We start from the raw sequence: 20,602 nt of genomic DNA on the forward strand, positions 1-20,602 counted from the left end.
CGAAGAACGCGGCCCCGTGCCCGTGCGGGCACCGCCCTGTCGCGCCCTACGCGGACAGCACGCGCGCGTGCAGTGCCGTGACCGCCTTTCGCGCGGAGCTGAACGCGCCGTGCTGCCAGGCGTCCATGTAGCTGAGCCAGTCGCCGGCGAAGTAGACGCGGCCGGTGGGCTCGTTGAGCGGCTTGTAGCGCACGTCGTCGGGACCGCCGGGGGTGTCGTGCCAGGCGGCCTCCAGATGGGGGGTCTGGCGCCAGTGGTGGGAGAAGGAGGAGGCCAGTTCGGTGCGGTACTTGTCGCCGTAGATCTTCACGCCGGCGGCCACGGCGCGCTGTTCGCGCTGGGCCGGGGTGAGCTTGGCATAGGAGTCGGCGTCGTCGTCGTAGTTGTAGTAGCCGATGAGGACGCCTCGTTCACCGTGGAAGCCGTACGAGGGGTGCCAGATGTGGGTGACGTCCTGGTCGGTCTCGGTGATGCCGCCGTAGATGCGGTGGTCCAGTTCCCACCAGCGGGAGCGGTATTCGAGGCCGATCTTGGCTGCGGACGACGGGGTGACGGCCGCCAGGGCGCTCTGCACGCCGGAGCCCAGGTTGTGCGGCACCTTGGCGAGGATGTTGGGCGGCATGGCGGCCACGCAGTAGTCGGCGTCAACGGCCTTGGTACGGCCGCCCTGGGTGTAGGTCACGGTGACGCCGTCGCCCTTGTCGGTGATCCTGGAGACGACGGCTCCGGTACGGATTCGGTGGGCGCCGATCGCGCGGGTGAGCGCCTTGGGTATCCGGTCCATGCCGCCGACCGGCTGGAACATCAGCATCGCCTGGTCGAAGCCGAACTCGAAGGAGAAGTAGCGTCCGACACCGCTCGCGAACACCTCGGAGGCGGCCGGGACATCGCCGAGAAGCACGCCGGGTGTGCCGGCGGCGGCCGGTACGGTCGTGTATCCGCGCCGCTCGCCGCCCTCGTACGTCAGCTTGTCGCCGAGTTCGCCCCAGTCCTTGAGGAACTCGACGAGCCGCTCCTGGTCGGTGGCCGTCAACTCCTTGTCCAGGGCGCCCTTGTCGGTGGCCTTGGCGAGCAACTCCGCGACGTAGCCGTACACGTCGGCCTTGGCGGTGCGGTAGCGCTCGGGCCTCGTCATGCCGGCGGACTCGTTGTAGAGGTACGCGTCGGCGTTGGTGTTCGTGAACACCTCTATGGGGACGCCGAGTTCGCGGCAGTAGTCGAGGGTGATCATCCACTGCGGTATGCGGGCCGGCCCGGCGTTCATGTAGTGGCCGTCGGCGAACCGCGCGGTCTGCGTATGGCCGTAGAGGTCGGTGGTCGAGTCGCCGCCGCGCACGGTGAAGTTGCGTCCGCCGGTACGGTCCCGGGCCTCCAGGATCGTACAGTCGTAGCCGGCCTTGCCCAGTTCGTACGCGGTCGCGAGGCCGGCGATGCCGCCGCCGAGGATGACGACCCTGGCCGCGGCGCGCCCGGTGAGGGTGAAGTCGCTTGCGCCGGGCGCCCGGAAGGGCTGTTCGCCCTGGGCGGCCTGGGCGGTGGGCGCGAGGCCGAGGGCTCCCATGGTGGCGAGCATGGTGCCGGCGCCGCCGGTGAGACCGACGTTGCGCAGGAACGTCCGCCGGCTCGTCCCTGACCTGTACTGAGGCTGTGCCATGCCTGGACTCCTCTCTCGATCTTGAACGAAGACCGGGGAAGCGTCCCAGCGCCGCGTTACGGCCCAGCGGTTACTCGTGTATCCCACACGTTTCTGCGAACGGGAAGTGAAGCGCCCTCCAGGGGCGCGGGGAACTGCGCGATCAGCCACAGCGGGCCCGCGCATGCGCACAAAGGCGCACCCCCCGGAAAAACACTGAGGGGCCGCACCTCGAAAGGTACGGCCCCTCAGTTACCGGCTAGCTAAGCCCAGCGGCTGGCGTTCAGCTCTGGCCACCCGCGAGCTTCTCACGCAGCGCGGCCAGCGCCTCGTCAGAGGCCAGCGCACCGGAGGTGTCCGCACCCTCGGAGGAGTACGAACCGCCACCCGAAGCGGCCGGAGCGGCAGCCTCGCCACCCTCGGCGGCAGCGGCAGCGTCGGCCTCGCGGCTCTTGATGACCTGCTGCTGGTGCTGCTCGAAGCGCTGCTGCGCCTCGGCGTACTGGTGCTCCCACGCCTCGCGCTGGGTCTCGTAGCCCTCGAGCCAGTCGTTGGTCTCGGGGTCGAAGCCCTCGGGGTAGATGTAGTTGCCCTGGTCGTCGTACGAGGCAGCCATGCCGTACAGGGTCGGGTCGAACTCGACCGAGGCCGGGTCGGCACCGAAGGACTCGTTGGCCTGCTTCAGCGAGAGGCTGATGCGACGACGCTCGAGGTCGATGTCGATGACCTTGACGAAGATCTCGTCGTTGACCTGGACGACCTGCTCCGGGATCTCCACGTGGCGCTCGGCCAGCTCGGAGATGTGGACCAGACCCTCGATGCCCTCGTCCACGCGGACGAACGCACCGAACGGAACCAGCTTGGTGACCTTACCCGGGACGACCTGACCGATCTGGTGGGTCCGGGCGAACTGCTGCCACGGGTCTTCCTGGGTCGCCTTCAGCGACAGGGAGACACGCTCGCGGTCCATGTCGACGTCGAGGACCTCGACGGTGACTTCCTGGCCGACCTCGACAACCTCGGACGGGTGGTCGATGTGCTTCCAGGACAGCTCGGAGACGTGGACCAGACCGTCGACGCCACCCAGGTCCACGAAGGCACCGAAGTTGACGATCGAGGAGACCACACCGGAGCGGACCTGACCCTTCTGGAGGGTCGTGAGGAACGTCTGGCGGACCTCGGACTGGGTCTGCTCCAGCCAGGCGCGGCGGGACAGGACCACGTTGTTGCGGTTCTTGTCCAGCTCGATGATCTTGGCCTCGAGCTCCTTGCCCACGTAGGGCTGGAGGTCGCGGACGCGGCGCATCTCGACCAGGGAGGCCGGGAGGAAGCCACGGAGGCCGATGTCGAGGATGAGACCACCCTTGACGACCTCGATGACGGTACCGGTGACGATCCCGTCCTCTTCCTTGATCTTCTCGATGGTGCCCCAGGCACGCTCGTACTGGGCGCGCTTCTTCGAGAGGATCAGGCGGCCTTCCTTGTCCTCCTTCTGGAGAACAAGGGCCTCGATCTCGTCACCGACGGCGACGACCTCGTTGGGGTCGACGTCGTGCTTGATCGAGAGCTCGCGGCTCGGGATTACACCTTCGGTCTTGTAACCGATGTCGAGCAGGACCTCGTCCCGGTCGACCTTCACGATGACGCCGTCGACGATGTCGCCGTCGTTGAAGTACTTGATCGTCTCGTCGATCGCGGCGAGGAAGGCTTCCTCGTTACCGATGTCGTTGACCGCTACCTGCGGGGTGGTGGCGGTGGTCTCGGTGCTGCTCGTCATGTGAGAAAGGGCTCCGGTACGGACATTGAAGTCGTAGGTACTGCTTACGCCGGGAGCCTGTTTCGCTCTGTAGAAGCCGGACAGCCTAGGAAGCGTCACCTGAACCACTGGTGACGCCTCGACAACCGAGGGGACATACAACAGATGCGAGCGCAGCCTGCTAGGTCTGAGGTGCGCAGGCCCGCAGCGCAACTTGTAGCATACGGGGGCAGCCGGACAGGGTCAATGCGCGAAGGCGCACACCCGGGGCGGATCGCCGCATACCCGGCACAAAAGCCGTCCCGTGAGGCCACGCAGGCCTGACAGACCTCCTCCGTGACACCCCCCCGAACGGGTTGCACGGAAGAGTACGACGAGGGAGCCGATCATCCAAGAGCCCGATTCGTTCGACCGCGAAGAGGCCGGGTCACAGACCGGAACAGAGGCCGAACCCGAAGCCACCCGGCGTGCCGCCGGGGTCACGGAGAGCAGCCGCGCCAACCGGGGCTGGTGGGACCGCAACGCCGACGAGTACCAGGTCGAGCACGGCACGTTCCTGGGCGACGACCGTTTCGTGTGGTGTCCCGAGGGCCTCGACGAGGTGGAGGCGGAGCTGCTCGGCCCGCCGGAGGACCTCAAGGGCAAGGACGTCCTGGAGATCGGCGCCGGCGCGGCCCAGTGCTCGCGCTGGCTGGCTGCCCAGGGCGCCCGTCCGGTCGCCCTGGATCTCTCGCACCGCCAGCTCCAGCACGCGCTGCGCATCGGCGGATCGTTTCCCCTCGTCTGCGCCGACGCCGGCGCGCTGCCCTTCGCCGACGGCTCCTTCGACCTGGCGTGCTCGGCGTACGGCGCGCTCCCGTTCGTCGCCGACCCGCGTCTGGTGCTGCGCGAGGTGCGGCGGGTGCTGCGCCCGGGGGGCCGTTTCGTCTTCTCCGTGACGCACCCGGTCCGCTGGGCGTTCCCGGACGAGCCGGGCCCCGAGGGCCTCTCGGTCTCCGCGTCCTACTTCGACCGCACGCCCTACGTCGAGCAGGACGAGGACGGTCACGCGGTGTACGTCGAGCACCACCGCACGCTCGGCGACCGGGTCCGGGACATCGTCTCCGCGGACCTGCGGCTGGTCGATCTGGTGGAGCCGGAGTGGCCGGCCTGGAACACGGCCGAATGGGGTGGCTGGTCGCCGCTGCGGGGCAACCTCGTGCCGGGGACCGCGATCTTCGTGTGCGAGCGGACCTGAGCCGTCGGCGGCTCGGAACAAAGGCACGCGCGCAGGGGCACGCGCGCGTGGGGACGTTTTCGGCGGCCGTAAGACACTAGGGCCGTGATCCGTTACGACGCCCTGGAGGCGCTGCCCGTACGACAGGCCCTGCCGGGTCTGGACGACGCCCTGGACGGGCCCGGCACCGCCGTCCTGGTGGCACCGCCCGGCACCGGCAAGACGACGTTGGTGCCACTGGCGCTGGCCGGGCTGCTGGACGGCGGGCGGCCCGCGCGGCGGGTGGTCGTGGCCGAGCCCCGCCGGATCGCGGCGCGCGCGGCGGCCCGCCGGATGGCCTGGCTGCTCGGTGAGCAGGTCGGGCGGAGCGTCGGCTACACCGTGCGCGGCGAACGCGTCGTGGGGCGGCACGCGCGCGTGGAGGTCGTCACGACCGGTGTGCTGTTGCAGCGCCTGCAACGCGACCAGGAGCTTTCGGGCGTGGATGTCGTCGTCCTGGACGAGTGCCACGAGCGGCATCTGGACGCCGACACGGTGGCGGCCTTCCTCTGGGACGTTCGCGAGACGCTCCGCCCGGAGCTGCGCCTGGTGGCCGCCTCGGCGACCACGGACGCGCAGGGGTGGGCGCGGCTGCTGGGCGGTGCGCCGGTGGTCGAGGCCGACGGCGTGTCGTACCCGGTGGAGGTGGTGTGGGCCCCGCCGGTGCGGCCGGTGCGGCCGCCGCACGGGATGCGCGTGGACCCGGCGCTGCTGACGCATGTGGCGTCGGTGGTGCGACGGGCCCTGGCCGAGCGTCCGGGGGACGTGCTGTGCTTCCTGCCGGGCGTGGGCGAGATCGCCCGGGTGGCGGCCCAGCTGGGTGACCTGGGGGACGTGGCGGTGCTCCAGGTCCACGGCCGGGCACCGGCGTCCGTGCAGGACGCGGTGCTGGCCCCCGGGGAGCGGCGCCGGGTGGTCCTGGCCACGGCGGTCGCCGAGTCGTCGCTCACCGTCCCCGGGGTGCGGGTGGTCGTCGACTCCGGGCTGGCGCGGGAGCCGCGGGTCGACCACGCGCGCGGGCTGAGCGCGCTGGCGACGGTACGGGCGTCTCGGGCGGCCGGGCGGCAGCGGGCGGGCCGCGCCGGGCGGGAGGCTCCGGGAGCGGTGTACCGCTGCTGGTCCGAGGCCGAGGACGCTCGTCTGACCTCCTTTCCGGCGCCGGAGATCAAGGTGGCCGATCTGACGGCGTTCGCCCTCCAGGCGGCCTGCTGGGGTGATCCCGGGGCCGCCGGGCTGGCGCTGCTGGATCCGCCGCCGGGCGGGGCGATGGCGGCGGCGCGGGAGGTGCTGACGGCGATCGGGGCGGTCGATCCCGCCGGACGGGCCACGGAACGGGGGCTGCGGCTGGCCCGGCTGGGGGTGCATCCACGGCTGGGGCGGGCGTTGCTGGACGGCCCAGGCGGGAGTGCCGAGGTGGTCGCGCTGCTGAGCGAGGAGCCGCCGCGGGAGTACGGGGACGACCTGGCGGGCGCGCTGCGGGCGGCCCGGCGCGGCGGCGACGCCTACGCCGGCCGGTGGCTCGCGGAGGTACGCCGGCTCCGGGCGGGCGACCAGGGCATGTCGGCCGGCACGGTGGACGACCAGCGCGCCTCGGACGGCTCGGTCGACGACCGCACGGTGGGACTCGTCGCCGCTCTCGCCTTTCCCGAGCGCGTCGCCAAGGCCGACGGCGGGTCGTATCTCATGGCCTCCGGCACCCGGGCCGAGCTCGCCGACGGCAGCCCGCTGCGTGGCGCCCCCTGGCTCTCGGTGGCCGTCGCGGACCGTCCCCTCGGCAGAGGGCACGCGCGTGTGCGGCTCGCCGCGGTGGTGGACGAGGGCACGGCCAGGTCGGCGGCCGCGTCGCTGTACTCCGAGGACCAGGAGGTCCGCTGGGCCGACGGGGACATCGTCGCGCGGCGCGTGGAGCGGCTCGGCGCGATCGAGCTCGTGGTGCGGCCGCTGCGGGACGCCGACCCGGCCCTCGTCCGCGCCGCGCTCCTCGACGGGCTGCGGCAGGAGGGGCTCGGCCTGCTGCGGTGGACGCCCGACGCGGCCGTACTGCGGCAGCGGCTCGCGTTTCTCCGTCTGCGCCTCGGGGAGCCCTGGCCCGACGTCTCCGAGGACGCGCTGCACGCGCGCGTGGACGAGTGGCTGGAACCGGAGCTGAGCCGGGCCCGGCGCCGGGCCGACCTCGGGCGGATCGACGCCGGGGAGGCGCTGCGGCGGCTGCTGCCGTGGGCGAGCGGGGAGGCGGGCCGGCTCGACGAGCTGGCGCCCGAGCGGATCGTCGTACCCAGTGGGTCGCGGATCCGGGTCGACTACGAGAACCCCGAGCAGCCCGTCCTCGCCGTGAAGGTGCAGGAGATGTTCGGGGCGCAGGAGTCACCCGCCGTGGCCGGGGTGCCGGTGCTCGTGCATCTGCTGTCGCCCGCCGGGCGCCCCGCCGCCGTCACCGCCGACCTCGCCTCCTTCTGGCGGGACGGGTACAAGGGCGTACGGGCCGAACTGCGCGGTCGCTATCCGAAGCATCCCTGGCCCGAGGATCCCGCCGCCGCCGAGCCCACCCGGCACACCAACGCGCGGCTCAGGCGCTGACCGGTTCCGGGGCCGTGGACGCGGCCGGTTCCGGGTCGGCCGGGCGGCGGCCGAAGGCTTCCAGGCAGAGCGAGAGGGCGAGCAGCGCGATGCCGAGGGAGAGGAAGCCCCACGGGAGGTAGGAGGTCAGCATCAGGACGAGGGTGCGGTTCTGCTCGACCAGGGCGACCGTGTGCTCGATGTAGTCCTCGCGCATCTTCACGTCGCCGGCGAAGGCCGTCACCTTGGCGCGGCCGCCCAGCAGGGTGCCGCCGCGCAGCTCCTCCTTGTGGATCTCCTCGCCGTAGACGGGTGCCCCGGTGACGGGCTCGACCCAGAACTTGCGGACCGTGGTGTACCAGCGGGTGGTGCCGGTCTTGGCGACCGTCTCGGGGGTGATGCCCTGCACCGGCATCTTCTTGGGCATGGGGACCTTGGTCCAGGGGATGGTCTGCTCGAAGTAGTAGACCTCGACGCCCCGGAAGGTCTGCGTCCCCTTGTAATGGATGGGGTTGGTGGTGCGGGTCTGCGCGTCGAAGTACTCGTAGTCCCGCTTCTCGGTCAGGAACGGCCACTTGAACTCGATGCCGTCCCGTTTCACCGGGTCCCCGTCGACCATCTCGCCGGTGGCATGGACGGGTTCCTGGCTGTGGGCGTCGAAGATGTAGCGCTCGGGGATCTCGGAGACCATCTTGCCGTCGGGGCCCTGGACGTAGGACAGGCCGTCCCAGACGACGACGTCCCGTCCCGCCGTCTTCTCGATCTTCTGCGCGGCCGCCACATCGCCCTTGAGGGTCTGCACGATGGTGACCCGGGGGACCTTCTTCGCCTTCATGGTGCCGTAGTCGAGGAGCGTGGCGTCCTTCGCCTCCAGGACCATGTCCTGGTACTGGTTGGCGGGGATCTTGGCCAGGCGCGGGAAGGCGTACCAGCGCAGCAGCGGGGACAGTGCCGCGAAGAACACGGCGCAGGCGAGCAGGACCAGACTGGCCTTGCGGCGCATCTCGGCCTCCCGGGGCGGCGGTTACGGATGTGACGGCACCGTCGTGAGCAGCGGCTTGGGGGACGTCTTCCCGGCCGGCGACCCCAGGGCGCTGATCGTGACGACCAGGACCAGCGCGAGGGCGAGACCGGTCGCGGCGGCGATCAGGGCACGCATGCGGGGCCTCCCGACGGCCGACTGCTTCCCGACGGTCTTCCTGATGGATCGTCAGGTGCGGGCACCGTAGCAACGGGAGAGTGAGATGAGAACAGGTCGTACGACGCCGAAGGCGCCGTCCCGCGTCGGCGGGAGGGCGCCCTCGTGGTCGTACGACCGTGGATCAGGGGGTGGCGGAAGCGCTCGGGGAGGCGGAGGACGACGCGGACTCGGACGCGGACGGGCTCGGCGACGGGCTCGGCGAGGTGTCGGCCGCGGCGACCGTCAGTTCGACGGTGAGGGTCGCACCGCCGGTGGTGGTGATGCGGAGCAGGAACGTGCCGGTGGTGTCGTCCGCGTACAGCTTGGGCAGCGTGAGCAGGCCGTTCTCGTCCGTCTTGAGGTCCGTGAGGGTCCGGACGGGGTTGCCGTTCGCGTCCTTGAAGTACGGGCCCTTGTCGTTCTCGGTGGCGTCGTCCGCCGACTTGACGAGCGTGGCGGTGGCGGCGACCTGGTCGGCGACGGCGCCCCGGTAGGTGGCGTTCGCCTGCACCTGGTCGGCGAATTCGGCGCCGGGGGTGCTGGTCAGCGCGGTGGTGTTGGCGAGGGCGAGGGTGTCGGCGGCGCGCGCGGTGACGCTCGCCGCGTAGTCGACGCCCTTCGCCGTACGGCCCACCACACTGGCGCGGACCGTGAAGTCACCGGTCTTCTCGCCCGCCTGGAGCGCCGGTGCGACCGCGACGCCCTTGCTGTCGGTGGTGACCGTGGCGACGCTCTCGCCGCCGGTGAAGGTCGCGTCCGTGTCCCCGACGATGGTGAACCGGACCCGGACCTTGGCGACGATCCGGCCCGCCTTGGTCTCCGCGCGCGTGCTGATCCTCTTGGTGAACGCGTCGCCTGCCATCGCCGTGAGCTTGGCGGTGCCCGCGTCCTCCAGGTGGTCCACGGTGTCGGTGGCCGTGGGCGGCAGGGTCGGGGTCGTGCTCGGGCCGCCCGGCTTCGGCTCGTCGGGCTTCGGGGTGCCCGGTGCACTGGGCGTCGGAGAGCCGCTGGAGCCGCTGGAGCCGGACCCGCTGCCGGGCTTGTCGTCGTCGCTGCGGTGGCTGGGCACGGTGCCGGTGCCGTTCGGGACCGAGTGGGTGCCCTTGCGGTAGAACTCGTACCAGGACAGCACCAGGTCGAGGTAGTCCTGCGAGTTGTTGTAGCTGAGGATCGCGCTGTTCATGGCGGACTGGACGGACAGGTCCCAGCCGTTGCGGCACAGGTAGTGGCCGGCGGCGAGCGCCGCGTCGTAGACGTTGTTCGGGTCCTTGACGCCGTCGCCGTTGCCGTCGCGGCCCGCCCACGCCCAGGTGGAGGGGATGAACTGCATGGGGCCGACGGCCTGGTCGTACTGGCTGTTGCCGTCGTACTGGCCGCCGTCGGTGTCCTGGATGAGCGCGAAGCCGTTGCCGTCGAGCTGCGGGCCCAGGATCCGGTGCAGGGTGTTGCCCTCGGCGTCGACGTCGCCGCCGCGGGCCTGCCCGGACTCCACCTTGCCGATGGCGGCGAGCAGCTGCCAGGGCAGGTTGCAGCCCGGCTTGGAGCCGCGCAGCTCCGCCTCGGCCTTCTTGTAGGCGTCGAGGACGGTGGCGGGTATGCCGGCCTCGGCCGCGCCCCGGGAGACGGCGGTGCCGATGCTCGACGAGGAGGCGGTGGGACTGGCGCTGGGGTTCGGGCTGTTGAGCGGCGGCAGGTCCGTGTAGTACGGCGAGTTGCCGGTGGCGCCGTCGGCCGCGCCGGCTCCGTCGGGTGCGGAGGTGCTGGCACCGGCGTTCGTCTGCCGGCCCGTGTCGCCGCCCGTCGCGCCCGGTGCCTGGGACGCGGACAGAGCCGCTACCGCCAACGCGGCCGCGGCGGTCGTCGCCGCTCCCTTGCGCAGCCGCCTGCCGAATTGCGCCGCCATAAGGTGAACCCCTCCCATGGGCGCCTTCTGAGCGCCCGTCTCCGTCTGTCTGCTCGCCTCTGGTGTGACGGTTGACCTGGTGCTGTGGTTGCCCCCTGTTACCTCTTTCGTGTCGTGAGGTAGCGCATCCGGAGTACCCGCCGGGGCGGCGACCCAGGCGACACTACGACAACTTCCATTCCGCGGACACCCGGCGGTGCCCGATTTTCACCAGTTGGCCATTCCCCGTTGAACGATGGTGGTGTCGCGGATACTTGCCGTACGCGATCACTTGTTCGGCGCTCCGGCCGACGACTGCTCCAGGGAGACCGGGTGCCGTTCACTCTCAGCCACGCCGCCGCCGTACTGCCCGTCGTGCGCGGTGACGGGACCGGGCGCGGGCGGCTGGTGCCGGCGGTGCTCTTCGCCGGGTCCTTCTCCCCCGACCTCACCTACTACGCGGCGAGCGCGGTGCCGGACGCGATGGAGTTCGGCGGGTTCACGCACTCCTTCACCGGTGTCTTCACCGTGGACGTGCTCTTCTCCTGGGCGCTGGTGGCGCTGTGGGTGCTGGTACGGGAGCCGCTGGTGGCCCTGCTGCCCCGGACCCGGCAGGGGCGCCCGGCGGCCCTGGTGCGCTGCGGGGCGCCACGCGCGCGTGCCGGTCTTTCCGTCGCCGCCCGGTGGTACGTCTCCGCCGTGCTCGGCGCGCTCACCCATGTCGTCTGGGACGCGTTCACACACCACGATCGCTGGGGGACCCGGCTGATCCCCGCGATCGGCCGGAACGTTTCGGGCGTACCGCTCTACACCCTGCTCCAGTACGGCACTTCGGCGGTGGCCGCGGCCGTGCTCGCCGTGTTCGTGCTCCGTGCGCTAGGGCGGGCCCCGGCCGAGGAGCCGGTGGGGGTGCCGCTGCTGTCCGTACGGGACCGGTGGTGGGCCTGGGTCGGGATCGCCGGCTGCGCGCTGGTGGCCGCGGTGCAGCGGGCCACGCGGTGGTGGGCCTACTGGGGTGCGACGGCGAAGCCCTGGGAGCTGCTGCCGACGGTGCTCTTCGGGGCGGGCGCGGGGCTGCTGCTCGGGGTGCTGGGGTACGCCGTGACGGTCAGGGTGTGGCGTCCGGCTCCGGTGGCCGACGGTGTGCGCCGGAACCCTTCGGCCGTTCGGTGAGGGTCGCCACGAAGACGGTCATGGTGCGGGGGCGGCGAGGGCCGGGGAGCGCGCTGAGGAGCAGCGCGAGATAGCTGCGGGCGAGATCGAGCCACTGCCGCGGGGCGGGGCGGGTGCGGAGTCTGCGCCGGAGGCGGGCGACCGCTTTGCGCACGGTGACGGCGAGGTCGGTGGGGATGCGGGCGGAGCTGGCGCCGGGTGCCATGGCCGGGGCCGACGAGGCCTCCGTGACCTGCGCCGCGGCGGAGCGGGCCCTGGCCGGGGGCCTGATCTGGGGCGTCCGGCCGTGAAGCATGCGTATACCCATGCCCCGCATCCTTGCCGCTGCCGGTCGCGGGGGAACGCACCCCCGTCGGCTCTCGCCGGAGGCTAGTGCGCTGCTGATTCCCAGTCCGGGCCCACGCCGACCGAGACGTCCAGCGGGGCCCTGAGGTGGACCGCGTCGGCCATCTCGCGGCGGAGGATCGCCTCGACCTCGGTGCGCTCGCCCGGGGCGATCTCCAGGACGATTTCGTCGTGGACCTGGAGGAGCATCCGGGACTTCAGGTCCGCCTCGCGCAGCGCGCCGTCCACCTTCAGCATGGCCATCTTGACGATGTCCGCCGCGGTGCCCTGGATGGGCGCGTTGAGCGCCATCCGCTCGGCCGCCTCGCGGCGCTGGCGGTTGTCGCTGTTGAGGTCGGGGAGGTAGCGGCGGCGGCCGAAGAGTGTCGCCGTGTAGCCGGTCGCCCGTGCCTCGTCCACGACCCGGTGCAGATAGTCACGGACGCCGCCGAACCGCTCGAAGTACGTGTCCATCAGAGCCCGGGCCTCGCCGGCGTCGATGTTCAGCTGCTGGGAGAGGCCGAACGCCGACAGGCCGTACGCGAGGCCGTACGACATCGCCTTGATCTTGCGGCGCATCTCCGCGTCGACGGCCGAGCGGTCGACGGAGAACACCTGGGAGGCGACCGTGGTGTGCAGGTCCTCGCCGGAGGTGAACGCCTCGATCAGGCCCTCGTCCTCGGAGAGATGGGCCATCACCCGCAGTTCGATCTGGCTGTAGTCGGCCGTCATCAGCGACTCGAAGCCCTCGCCCACCACGAAGCCCCGGCGGATCGCCCGGCCCTCGTCGGTACGGACCGGGATGTTCTGGAGGTTCGGGTCCGTGGAGGAGAGCCGGCCGGTCGCGGCCACCGTCTGGTTGAACGTGGTGTGGATACGGCCGTCCGCCGCCACCGTCTTGATCAGGCCCTCGACCGTCACCCGCAGCTTGGCCTGCTCACGGTGGCGGAGCATGATCACCGGCAGTTCGTTCTCGGTCTGGCCGGCCAGCCAGGCGAGCGCGTCGGCGTCGGTGGTGTAGCCGGTCTTGGTCTTCTTGGTCTTGGGCAGCGCCAGCTCGCCGAAGAGGACCTCCTGGAGCTGCTTGGGCGAGCCCAGGTTGAACTCGTGCCCGGCCGCCGCGTGCGCCTCCTTCACGGCCTGCTGGACCGCGCCCGCGAACATCTGCTCCATCGCCTCCAGATGCGCGCGGTCGGCCGCGATGCCGTGCCGCTCCATGCGGGCGAGGAGGACGGAGGTCGGCAGCTCCATGTCACGGAGCAGGTCCGCCGCGCCGACCTCCTGGAGCCGGCCCTCGAAAGCCTCGCCCAGGTCGAGGATCGCGCGGGCCTGGATCATCAGGGCCTCGGCCTCGGCGCCGTCGTCCGCGCCGAAGGCCAGCTGCCCGTCGGCCGCGGCGGCCGGCGCCAGCTCGCGGTGCAGGTACTCCAGGGACAGCGCGTCGAGGTCGAAGGAGCGGCGGCCGGGCTTGACCAGATAGGCGGCGAGCGCGGTGTCCATGCTGACGCCGTCGATGCTCCAGCCGTGCTCGGCGAAGACCCGCATGGCGCCCTTGACGTTGTGGAAGACCTTGGGCCTCGCGGCGTCGGTCAGCCAGGCCGCCCACGCGTTCTCGTCGGCCTCGTCCAGCTCGGCGGGGTCGAACCAGGCCGCCGCTCCCCCGGCCGCAGCCAGCGCGACCTCGGCGACCGAGCCGGTACCGAGCGCCCAGGTGTCGACGGTGGCGATGCCCAGCGCCTGCGTGCCGTGCTCGGCGAGCCAGCCGGCCAGCTCACCGGTGCCGAGGACGGTGCCGTCCACCGCCACACCCGCCTCGGCGGCCGGCGCGGACTCGGTCTCCTCGGCGCCGGGGTCGACGGCGTAGAGCCGTTCGCGCAGCGACGGGTTACGGATCTCCAGGGTGTCCAGGATCATCGCGACGTTCTTGCGGTCGTACGGCGCGCGCTCCAGGTCGGCGACCGACTTCGGCAGCTCGACCCGGCGCTCCAGCTCGGTGAGCCGGCGGTTGAGCTTGACCGACTCCAGGTGGTCGCGGAGGTTCTGGCCGGCCTTGCCCTTCACCTCGTCGACGCGCTCCACCAGCTCGGTGAAGGAACCGAACTGGTTGATCCACTTCGCGGCCGTCTTCTCGCCGACGCCGGGGATGCCGGGGAGGTTGTCGGACGGGTCGCCGCGCAGGGCTGCGAAGTCGGGGTACTGGGCGGGCGTCAAGCCGTACTTCTCGAAAACCTTCTCCGGAGTGAACCGGGTCAGCTCGGAGACGCCCTTCGTCGGATAGAGCACCGTGGTGTGCTCGGTGACCAGCTGGAAGGAGTCACGGTCGCCGGTGACGATCAGGACCTCGAAGCCCGCGGCCTCGGCCTGGGTGGCAAGGGTGGCGATGATGTCGTCGGCCTCGAAGCCCTCGACGGCGAAGCGCTGCGCGTGCATCGCGTCGAGCAGCTCGCCGATCAGCTCCACCTGGCCCTTGAACTCGTCCGGGGTCTTGGAGCGGTTCGCCTTGTACTCGGTGAACTCCTCGGAGCGCCAGGTCTTGCGCGAGACGTCGAAGGCCACCGCGAAGTGTGTGGGCGCCTCGTCACGCAGGGTGTTGGCCAGCATCGACGCGAAACCGTAGATCGCGTTCGTCGGCTGGCCCGTCGCGGTCGTGAAGTTCTCCGCGGGCAGCGCGAAGAACGCGCGGTAGGCCAGCGAGTGCCCGTCCATGAGCATCAGCCGGGGGCGGGTCCCACTGGGGGTCTTGTCGGTCTTCTTCGATGCTGTCTCTGCCACACCCCCGATCCTGCCACGCCGCACTGACAGCGAGGCCCGACGGTTCGCGTCGCGGTGAGCCGGCACCGCCGGACAGCACCCGTCGTGGCTGATTGCCGTTGCGGCGGAAAACTCAAGAACGGGGTGAGCCGGGAGGCACAACTCTGTCAAGCATTGGTTCCGTTGCGCTCGGCCGACCGCCCTCGATCGTTGTCGGCGGCGCGTGCGAGTATCGGGTCCACAGGGCACTGGTGCCGGCGTAGAGGGAGATCGTGCGATGGCGACGAAGCCGCCCAAGGGGGACCCGGTCCAGAACGCGCCGCGGGTCGCGGAGCCGAAACACGCGGCCGCGGGGCTGCCGGCCATCGGGCACACCCTGCGCATCGCCCAGCAGCAGATGGGGATGAAGCGCACCGCGCTGACGCTGCTCCGGGTCAATCAGAAGGACGGCTTCGACTGCCCCGGCTGCGCCTGGCCCGAGCCCGATCACCGGCACGCCGCCGAATTCTGCGAGAACGGCGCCAAGGCCGTGGCCGAGGAGGCCACCCTGCGCCGGGTGACGCCCGAGTTCTTCGCCGAGCACCCGGTCGCCGATCTGCACCACCGCAGCGGCTACTGGCTCGGCCAGCAGGGCCGGCTCACCCACCCCATGTATCTCGCCGAGGGCGCCGACCACTACCAGCCCGTCGGCTGGGAGCGTGCCTTCGACATCATCGGTGAGGAGATCGCCGCCCTCGGCTCCCCCGACGAGGCCGTCTTCTACACCTCGGGCCGGACCAGCAACGAGGCCGCGTTCCTGTACCAGCTGTTCGCACGCGAGCTGGGCACCAACAACCTGCCGGACTGCTCCAACATGTGCCACGAGTCCTCGGGCTCGGCGCTCAGCGAGACCATCGGCATCGGCAAGGGCAGCGTCCTGCTCGAAGACCTCTACAAGGCCGACCTGATCGTCGTCGCCGGGCAGAACCCGGGGACCAACCACCCCCGCATGCTGTCGGCGCTGGAGAAGGCCAAGGCCAACGGCGCGAAGATCATCAGTGTCAACCCGCTCCCGGAGGCCGGTCTGGAGCGGTTCAAGAACCCGCAGACCCCCCAGGGCATGCTCAAGGGCGCCGCGCTCACCGACCTGTTCCTGCAGATCCGGATCGGCGGCGACCAGGCCCTGTTCCGGCTCCTCAACAAGCTCATCCTGGAGACCGAAGACGCGGTCGACGAGGAGTTCGTACGCGAACACACCCACGGCTACGAGGAGTTCGCCAGGGCCGCCCGTGCCGCCGACTGGGACGAGACGCTCGCCGCCACCGGTCTCGCCCGCGCGGAGATCGAGGAGGCGCTGCGCATGGTGCTCGCCTCCGAGCGCACGATCGTCTGCTGGGCCATGGGTCTGACCCAGCACAAGCACTCGGTCCCGACGATCCGCGAGGTCGTCAACTTCCTGCTGCTGCGCGGCAACATCGGCCGTACCGGCGCGGGCGTGTGCCCGGTCCGCGGCCACTCGAACGTGCAGGGCGACCGCACGATGGGCATCTTCGAGCGCCCGGCCCCGGCCTTCCTGGACGCTCTGGAGAAGGAGTTCGGCTTCGCGCCCCCGCGTGAGCACGGCTTCGACGTCGTGCGGGCCATCCGTGCGCTGCGCGACGGCGAGGCGAAGGTCTTCTTCGCGATGGGCGGCAACTTCGTCTCCGCGACCCCCGACACGGAGGTCACCGAGGCGGCGATGCGGCGGGCGCGGCTGACCGTGCACGTGTCGACGAAGCTCAACCGCTCGCACGTCGTGACGGGCGCGCGGGCGCTGATCCTGCCGACGCTCGGCCGCACCGAGCGCGATCTCCAGGGCAGCGGCGAGCAGTTCGTCACCGTCGAGGACTCGATGGGCATGGTGCACGCCTCGCGCGGGCGCCTGGAGCCCGCGAGCCCGCATCTGCTGTCGGAGCCGGCGATCGTGTGCCGGCTCGCCCGCCGGGTGCTCGGTGACGAGAGCGCCACCCCCTGGGAGGAGTTCGAGAAGGACTACGCGACCGTCCGCGACCGCATCGCGCGCGTGATCCCCGGTTTCCAGGACTTCAACGCGCGCGTGGCGCAGCCGGGCGGCTTCGCGCTGCCGCACGGCCCGCGCGACGAGCGCCGCTTCCCGACCGCCACCGGCAAGGCGAACTTCACGGCGGCGAGCGTCGAGTACCCCGAACTGCCCGAGGGCCGGCTGCTGTTGCAGACGCTGCGCTCGCACGACCAGTACAACACCACGATCTACGGTCTGGACGACCGCTACCGGGGCATCAGGAACGGCCGCCGGGTGGTCCTGGTGAACCCGGAGGACGCGCGGGCGCTGGGTGTCGCCGACGGGTCGTACGTCGATCTGGTGAGCGAGTGGAAGGACGGCGTGGAGCGGCGGGCGCCGGGCTTCCGGGTGGTGCACTACCCGACGGCCCGGGGCTGCGCGGCCGCGTACTACCCGGAGACCAATGTGCTGGTGCCGCTCGACGCGACCGCCGACACCAGCAACACCCCGGCCAGCAAGTCCGTCGTGGTCCGTCTGGAGAGCGGTGTGCCGCAGCCGACGCCCGCCGTCTGAGGAAACGCTCAGTCCGTCTGGAAGAATCGGCGGCCTACTGAGCGTTTGCTCAGTGGAGAGAGACAGCCGTACGACGATCGGAGCCGGGCCATGGGCGAGCAGCAGCGAGTGAAGTTCCCGCAGGAGGTCATCGACGAGTACGCCGCCCTCGGCGTCGACCTGCCCGCCCTGTTCTCGGCGGGCCACCTCGGCACCCGGATGGGCGTGCAGATCATCGAGGCCTCGGCGGACCGGGTCGTCGGCACCATGCCGGTGGAGGGCAACACCCAGCCGTACGGACTGCTGCACGGCGGGGCCAGCGCGGTGCTGGCGGAGACCCTGGGGTCGGTCGGGTCGATGCTGCACGGCGGCAGCTCGAAGATCGCGGTCGGCGTCGACCTGAACTGCACGCATCACCGTGGGGCGCGCTCCGGCCTGGTCACCGGCGTGGCCACGCCGGTCCACCGGGGGCGTTCCACGGCGACGTACGAGATCGTGATCAGCGACGAGGAGGGCCGTCGGGTGTGCACGGCCCGACTCACCTGCCTGCTGCGCGACCTGAAGGGCGACTCTCTCCCCTCCGCAACCCAGGGCTGAGCACCCTCGTCCCAGGGTTGAGCACCCTCGTCCCAGGGTTGAGCACCGTCGCCCCCGGGGTTGAGCACCTTCGACCCCGCAGGGCTGAGCACCGTCGCCCCCGCAGGGCCGCGTGCCCTCGACCCGCAGGACCGAGCCCCGCCCGGCCGCAGGGCTTGGACCCGCCCGCCGCCCGCGGCCGAGAGCCGTCACCGACGGGCCCATTGCTCCCCGCCGTCCCCGCCCTTAACGTCGGCGCATGGGACGGCGAGGAGGCACCCTGCCGGGTGGAGCGACCGCACTGGGTCTCGGCCTCGCTCTGCTGACCGGCTGCGGCACCACCGGCACCACCGGCACCCCCGCTCACACCACCGCGGGCTCCCCGTCACCTTCGGCGTCACCTTCGGCGTCACCTTCGGCGTCACCTTCGGCGACCTCCGACGCCGCGCTGTGCGCCGCGATCGTCGCGCACTGGTCACGCGAGGTGCTCGACAGCGGTACCTACGGCGACTACCAGTCGATGGGGCTGTCCAACGGCCAGTACGAGATCCTCCGGGACGTCGTGGACGCCGCGCGGGCCGTGAAACACCGTCAAGGTGCCGCTGCCGCAGACCAGTTGATCGAGCGCCGGTCACGTGCCGCCTGCACCGAGCGATACCGCGACGGCGCACCGACAGGAGGCCCCTGGCAGTGAGCGGAACGACCGGCATCGGCCCCGTCGAGCCGGGCGAGGGCACCCACGGCCGGGACCTCCCCGAGCCGGAAACCGCCCCTCCCCCGCACCCCGGCCGCCGTCGCGCCGCCCTCGCCCTGGCCGTGACCGCCGCCGTGCTGGCCGGCGGCGGCTACCTCTACACGACCCGGCCGCACGACCCGCCGCCGCCCGAAGTCCCTTACCCCGCACAGACGGTGGCGTTCGCCTTCCTGGGCGACCGGCCCACTCCGCCCGGCGCCCCGATCCGCAGCTTCAGCTTCGCGGTGCGGATGAGCGTGCTGGAGGGACCACCGGTCACCGTGGACCAAATCAACCAGCCCTACGCCGGCCTCTCACTGACCGAGACGCCCCGCGTCCCCTTCCGGACGAAGGCGGGCTCACCGCGCGACGTCACGATAACCATGCATGTGACCGACTGTGCGACGGTTCCGAAGGACGCCGGACTTCCTTTCCTGGACGTAACTCTGCGTAATACGCGCGCAATACAAGTACAGAGTTTCATCCTCGGGTCCCGCTACGCACAACACCTGTCACGCGGCCTGAAAGTCGCCTGCAGCAACCGCCGGTAAGCGCTTCGAGTAATCACCAAAAGTCCCGAGACGCCTGATCCGATTACGGCCGGTCCTGCGGGTTCTCACCATGCGGACGGAGCGAATCGGCCTGAATTCCACTCTTCTCGACACCATGTACCGCTCTGCATTACCTCGTGTCATAACAAGAGCGTCACAGCATCGGTCAGACCCTCCTCCACGTTCCCTCAGCCCGCTTAGAGTCACGGCCAGTCACGGCGCCGTTGAAATCTTCACTTCGACAGGGCGCCCGACTCGACCGTTTCCACGGGGATGCGGTTGTTCAGGGGAAAGGACTGATCGTGCGTCAACGTTCGCTCATCGCCATCACCGCAGCTCTGGCAGCGGGAGCACTCACCCTCACCGCCTGCGGCTCGCGCGACAGCGGCGACAAGGGCTCCGACTCGGGCAGTGGTGGCACCACGGTCACCATCGGCGTCGACGCCCCGCTGACCGGCGACCTGTCCGCGCTCGGCCTGGGTATCAAGAACTCGGTGGACCTGGCGGTCAAGCAGGCCAACAAGAAGAAGTACGTCGACGGCGTCACCTTCAAGATCGAGGCCAAGGACGACCAGGCCCAGCCCTCCTCCGGCCAGGCCAACGCCTCCGCCTTCGTCAGCGACAACAGCGTCTACGGCGTGGTCGGCCCGCTGAACTCCTCCGTCGCCCAGTCCATGCAGAAGGTGTTCGACGACGCCAAGCTGGTCGAGGTCTCCCCGGCCAACACCAACCCGGCGCTGACCCAGGGCGACAACTGGCAGACGACGAAGGCGCGGCCGTACAAGTCGTACTTCCGTACCGCGACCACGGACGCCATCCAGGGCCCGTACGCCGCGCAGTACGTGTACAACACGGCGAAGCTGACCAAGGCCTTCATCATCGACGACAAGAAGACCTACGGCGCCGGCCTCGCCGCCACCTTCACCGACGAGTTCAAGAAGCTCGGCGGCAAGGTGGTCGGCACCGAGCACATCAACCCCGACTCCAAGGACTACTCCGCGGTCGTCACCAAGGTGAAGAACTCGGGCGCCACCGTGGTCTACTACGGCGGCGAGTACCCGCAGGCCGGTCCGCTGAGCAAGCAGCTCAAGGCCGCGGGCGCCAAGATCCCCCTGGTCGGCGGTGACGGCATCTACGCCGACGACTTCATCAAGCTGGCGGGCACCGCGGCCACCGGCGACATGGCCACCTCGGTCGGCGCCCCCGTCGAAACCCTCGACTCCGCCAAGGAGTTCGTCGACAACTACAAGGCCGGCGGCTACACGGAGGCGTACGGCGCCTACGGCGGCTACTCCTACGACTCCGCCTGGTCGATCATCGAAGCCGTGAAGAAGGTCGTCGACGACAACGGCGGCAAGCTTCCGTCCGACGCCCGCGCGAAGATCACCGCCGCGGTGCAGAACGTCTCCTTCGACGGTGTGACCGGCAAGGTCTCCTTCGACGAGTACGGTGACGCGACCAACAAGCAGCTCACCGTCTACAAGGTCACGGGCGGAGCCTGGAAGGCCGCTACCTCCGGCACGTACACGCCGAGCAGCTGACCCACACCCGCCGCAGCACCGAGCCGCGGGGGGGGGGGGGGGGCGGGGGGCGGCCCCCCCCCCGCGCGCGGCGCCGGCCCCCCCCCCCCCCACAACCAAGAGCGGGACCCTGGACCTCGCGGAGGCGGGGCCCGCGCCGA

Annotated in this window: 15 protein-coding genes; 8 read left to right on the top strand and 7 right to left on the bottom strand. The window is 70.9% G+C overall.

Going from position 1 to position 20,602, the window contains the following annotated elements; translation table 11 throughout:
• Nucleotides 1-46 precede the first annotated feature (46 nt).
• Complete coding sequence (locus ACWGJB_RS12185; RefSeq protein ID WP_453380281.1) at nucleotides 47-1,573, bottom strand: flavin monoamine oxidase family protein; 1,527 nt, start codon at nucleotides 1,571-1,573, stop codon at nucleotides 47-49.
• Between the two features lie 343 nt (nucleotides 1,574-1,916).
• Nucleotides 1,917-3,410: a 30S ribosomal protein S1 gene (rpsA, locus tag ACWGJB_RS12190; protein WP_189947373.1), complete on the bottom strand. Its 1,494-nt coding sequence runs from the start codon at nucleotides 3,408-3,410 to the stop codon at nucleotides 1,917-1,919.
• A gap of 364 nt (nucleotides 3,411-3,774) precedes the next feature.
• On the opposite strand from rpsA, the gene ACWGJB_RS12195 reads away from it, so the two are divergent.
• Nucleotides 3,775-4,626, top strand: coding sequence for a class I SAM-dependent methyltransferase (locus ACWGJB_RS12195; RefSeq protein ID WP_453380282.1), 852 nt, complete (start codon nucleotides 3,775-3,777; stop codon nucleotides 4,624-4,626).
• 84 nt (nucleotides 4,627-4,710) lie between these two features.
• A complete protein-coding gene (gene hrpB / locus ACWGJB_RS12200) occupies nucleotides 4,711-7,221 on the top strand; it encodes an ATP-dependent helicase HrpB (RefSeq protein WP_453380096.1) in 2,511 nt (836 codons plus the stop codon).
• On the opposite strand, the gene ACWGJB_RS12205 is transcribed toward hrpB, so the two are convergent.
• The 3 genes from ACWGJB_RS12205 to ACWGJB_RS12215 form a co-directional block, all read right to left on the bottom strand.
• Nucleotides 7,211-8,203, bottom strand: a complete 993-nt coding sequence (locus tag ACWGJB_RS12205; RefSeq protein ID WP_453380097.1) for a DUF3068 domain-containing protein — start codon at nucleotides 8,201-8,203, stop codon at nucleotides 7,211-7,213. The genes hrpB and ACWGJB_RS12205 overlap by 11 nt on opposite strands.
• Nucleotides 8,204-8,224: 21 nt before the next feature.
• Nucleotides 8,225-8,359, bottom strand: coding sequence for an SPW_0924 family protein (locus ACWGJB_RS12210; protein ID WP_351732728.1), 135 nt, complete (start codon nucleotides 8,357-8,359; stop codon nucleotides 8,225-8,227).
• Nucleotides 8,360-8,522: 163 nt separating this feature from the next.
• Nucleotides 8,523-10,283 (bottom strand): lytic transglycosylase domain-containing protein, encoded by a 1,761-nt coding sequence (locus ACWGJB_RS12215; RefSeq protein WP_453380098.1) that lies wholly within the window; start codon nucleotides 10,281-10,283, stop codon nucleotides 8,523-8,525.
• A gap of 312 nt (nucleotides 10,284-10,595) precedes the next feature.
• On the opposite strand from ACWGJB_RS12215, the gene ACWGJB_RS12220 reads away from it, so the two are divergent.
• Nucleotides 10,596-11,435 carry a DUF4184 family protein gene (locus ACWGJB_RS12220; protein ID WP_453380099.1) on the top strand — a complete coding sequence of 280 codons (840 nt, stop codon included), beginning with the start codon at nucleotides 10,596-10,598 and terminating at the stop codon, nucleotides 11,433-11,435.
• Here the strand turns inward: ACWGJB_RS12220 and ACWGJB_RS12225 are convergent.
• Nucleotides 11,371-11,742 carry a hypothetical protein gene (locus ACWGJB_RS12225; RefSeq protein ID WP_453380100.1) on the bottom strand — a complete coding sequence of 124 codons (372 nt, stop codon included), beginning with the start codon at nucleotides 11,740-11,742 and terminating at the stop codon, nucleotides 11,371-11,373. The two genes, ACWGJB_RS12220 and ACWGJB_RS12225, sit on opposite strands and share 65 nt — an antisense overlap.
• Before the next feature lie 62 nt (nucleotides 11,743-11,804).
• The gene (gene polA / locus ACWGJB_RS12230) at nucleotides 11,805-14,531 is read right to left on the bottom strand and encodes a DNA polymerase I (protein ID WP_453380101.1); all 2,727 of its coding nucleotides are present in this window, start codon (nucleotides 14,529-14,531) and stop codon (nucleotides 11,805-11,807) included.
• Nucleotides 14,532-14,787: 256 nt separating this feature from the next.
• Between polA and ACWGJB_RS12235 the strand changes: the two genes are divergently transcribed.
• From ACWGJB_RS12235 to ACWGJB_RS12255, 5 genes are all read left to right on the top strand, one after another.
• Nucleotides 14,788-17,082, top strand: a complete 2,295-nt coding sequence (locus ACWGJB_RS12235) for an FdhF/YdeP family oxidoreductase (RefSeq protein ID WP_453380102.1) — start codon at nucleotides 14,788-14,790, stop codon at nucleotides 17,080-17,082.
• Nucleotides 17,083-17,172: 90 nt separating this feature from the next.
• The gene (locus ACWGJB_RS12240) at nucleotides 17,173-17,658 is read left to right on the top strand and encodes a PaaI family thioesterase (RefSeq protein ID WP_453380103.1); all 486 of its coding nucleotides are present in this window, start codon (nucleotides 17,173-17,175) and stop codon (nucleotides 17,656-17,658) included.
• A gap of 238 nt (nucleotides 17,659-17,896) precedes the next feature.
• Nucleotides 17,897-18,331, top strand: coding sequence for a hypothetical protein (locus tag ACWGJB_RS12245; protein WP_453380104.1), 435 nt, complete (start codon nucleotides 17,897-17,899; stop codon nucleotides 18,329-18,331).
• The gene (locus ACWGJB_RS12250; protein ID WP_453380105.1) at nucleotides 18,328-18,921 is read left to right on the top strand and encodes a Tat pathway signal sequence domain protein; all 594 of its coding nucleotides are present in this window, start codon (nucleotides 18,328-18,330) and stop codon (nucleotides 18,919-18,921) included. Before ACWGJB_RS12245 ends, ACWGJB_RS12250 begins: the two co-directional genes overlap by 4 nt.
• Before the next feature lie 302 nt (nucleotides 18,922-19,223).
• Nucleotides 19,224-20,462 carry a branched-chain amino acid ABC transporter substrate-binding protein gene (locus ACWGJB_RS12255; RefSeq protein ID WP_360482046.1) on the top strand — a complete coding sequence of 413 codons (1,239 nt, stop codon included), beginning with the start codon at nucleotides 19,224-19,226 and terminating at the stop codon, nucleotides 20,460-20,462.
• Nucleotides 20,463-20,602: the final 140 nt, after the last annotated feature.

This window comes from Streptomyces sp. NPDC054813, assembly GCF_053611365.1.

Bases quoted from the DNA above. Each gene is read 5' to 3' on its own strand.
- ACWGJB_RS12225 (WP_453380100.1), bottom strand. From the start codon at position 11,742: ATGGGTATACGCATGCTTCACGGCCGGACGCCCCAGATCAGGCCCCCG.
- ACWGJB_RS12240 (WP_453380103.1), top strand. From the start codon at position 17,173: ATGGGCGAGCAGCAGCGAGTGAAGTTCCCGCAGGAGGTCATCGACGAG.
- ACWGJB_RS12245 (WP_453380104.1), top strand. From the start codon at position 17,897: ATGGGACGGCGAGGAGGCACCCTGCCGGGTGGAGCGACCGCACTGGGT.
- ACWGJB_RS12215 (WP_453380098.1), bottom strand. From the start codon at position 10,283: ATGGCGGCGCAATTCGGCAGGCGGCTGCGCAAGGGAGCGGCGACGACC.
- ACWGJB_RS12235 (WP_453380102.1), top strand. From the start codon at position 14,788: ATGGCGACGAAGCCGCCCAAGGGGGACCCGGTCCAGAACGCGCCGCGG.
- ACWGJB_RS12210 (WP_351732728.1), bottom strand. From the start codon at position 8,359: ATGCGTGCCCTGATCGCCGCCGCGACCGGTCTCGCCCTCGCGCTGGTC.
- rpsA (WP_189947373.1), bottom strand. From the start codon at position 3,410: ATGACGAGCAGCACCGAGACCACCGCCACCACCCCGCAGGTAGCGGTC.
- ACWGJB_RS12205 (WP_453380097.1), bottom strand. From the start codon at position 8,203: ATGCGCCGCAAGGCCAGTCTGGTCCTGCTCGCCTGCGCCGTGTTCTTC.
- ACWGJB_RS12185 (WP_453380281.1), bottom strand. From the start codon at position 1,573: ATGCTCGCCACCATGGGAGCCCTCGGCCTCGCGCCCACCGCCCAGGCC.